General features: G+C 47.2%; 3 protein-coding genes. All 3 read left to right on the plus strand.

Features of this window, described 5'->3' with window-relative positions:
* Positions 1-57: 57 nt before the first annotated feature.
* Positions 58-342: an IS66 family insertion sequence element accessory protein TnpA gene (gene tnpA / locus BIZ39_RS22000; RefSeq protein ID WP_015066048.1), complete on the plus strand. Its 285-nt coding sequence runs from the start codon at positions 58-60 to the stop codon at positions 340-342.
* Positions 342-677, plus strand: coding sequence for an IS66 family insertion sequence element accessory protein TnpB (gene tnpB, locus BIZ39_RS22005; protein WP_015066047.1), 336 nt, complete (start codon positions 342-344; stop codon positions 675-677). Before tnpA ends, tnpB begins: the two co-directional genes overlap by 1 nt.
* Before the next feature lie 23 nt (positions 678-700).
* Positions 701-1,018, plus strand: a 318-nt coding sequence (locus BIZ39_RS22010) for a transposase (protein WP_187448143.1), incomplete at its 3' end; no start/stop codon positions are given.

Below are 1,018 nucleotides of genomic sequence, written 5' to 3' on the forward strand. Positions count from 1 at the left end.
AGATTTAGCTACTCCGTAAAATAGCCTCCGTAGATTTTACTAACGGAGACTTTACTGATGGCAACAAAAAGACGTACACGTGAGCAATGGCAAAGATTGGTTGACAAGCAAGCAGCAAGCGAGCTGACAGTCAGTGAATTTTGTGCACAACATGCGTTAACAGTATCAAATTTTTATCTGTGGCGTAAAAAGCTCAGCGATGATAGTCAACCGTTTGCGCAGCAGGATAACTGGCTTGCTTTTGATATGCCAGCGAGCGGGAACCAGAGTATAGATTCAGCGTGGGAGATTGAACTGGTATTACCCGGTGGTGTGGTGCTGCGGATGAACCGAGCCGCCTGATGTTACCCTTATCCAATGGGCGTATTTGGTTGTACACCGGCAATACCGATATGCGCAAACAGTTTGATGGGCTGGCGGCGCTGGTACAGCGCAAGTTGGGGATGCAAGCGCATTGTGGTGACTGGTTTGTGTTTATCAATAAGCGCCGTACTCAGCTGAAGGTGTTGTATTACTACCAGGGCGGTTATTGTTTGTGGAGCAAACGGTTAGAAAAAGGCACCTTCGCTAACGTGTCTGACGGCAACACCAAAACACCACTCAACAGTGCCCAGTTACAGTGTTTGATTGATGGGATTTACTGGCAAAAAGGTAAACAAAACAGGCGATTTAATTAACTGATTTTGTTATAATTTGCGCCATGAAAACGCCCTCAGATAACACCCTGAAAGATGCACAAATTGCGGCTTTATCAGATGAAATTGCGCAACTCAAGCATCAACTCGACTGGCTTAAACGCCAGTTGTTCGGGCGTAAGTCTGAAAAGGTGTTAGTGGATAATCCGGCCCAGAGCAGCTTGTTTGATGAGGGGGAACCCCACGCCTTACCGGCAGAAACAAAACCGGTGAAGGCCCATACCCGTTCCTCACAAAAGCAACGTCGCGACTCGGATGTCAATGATGAAGGCCTGCGTTTTGATGAGACAGTGCCGCAACAGATTATTGATATACCTGCGCCA

This window comes from Alteromonas sp. BZK5 (genome assembly GCF_014349115.1).
GTDB classification, from domain to species: domain Bacteria; phylum Pseudomonadota; class Gammaproteobacteria; order Enterobacterales; family Alteromonadaceae; genus Alteromonas; species Alteromonas macleodii.

What these genes read in the sequence shown, in the direction of transcription:
- tnpA (WP_015066048.1), top strand. Translation starts at nt 58, where the DNA reads ATGGCAACAAAAAGACGTACACGTGAGCAATGGCAAAGATTGGTTGAC.
- tnpB (WP_015066047.1), top strand. Translation starts at nt 342, where the DNA reads ATGTTACCCTTATCCAATGGGCGTATTTGGTTGTACACCGGCAATACC.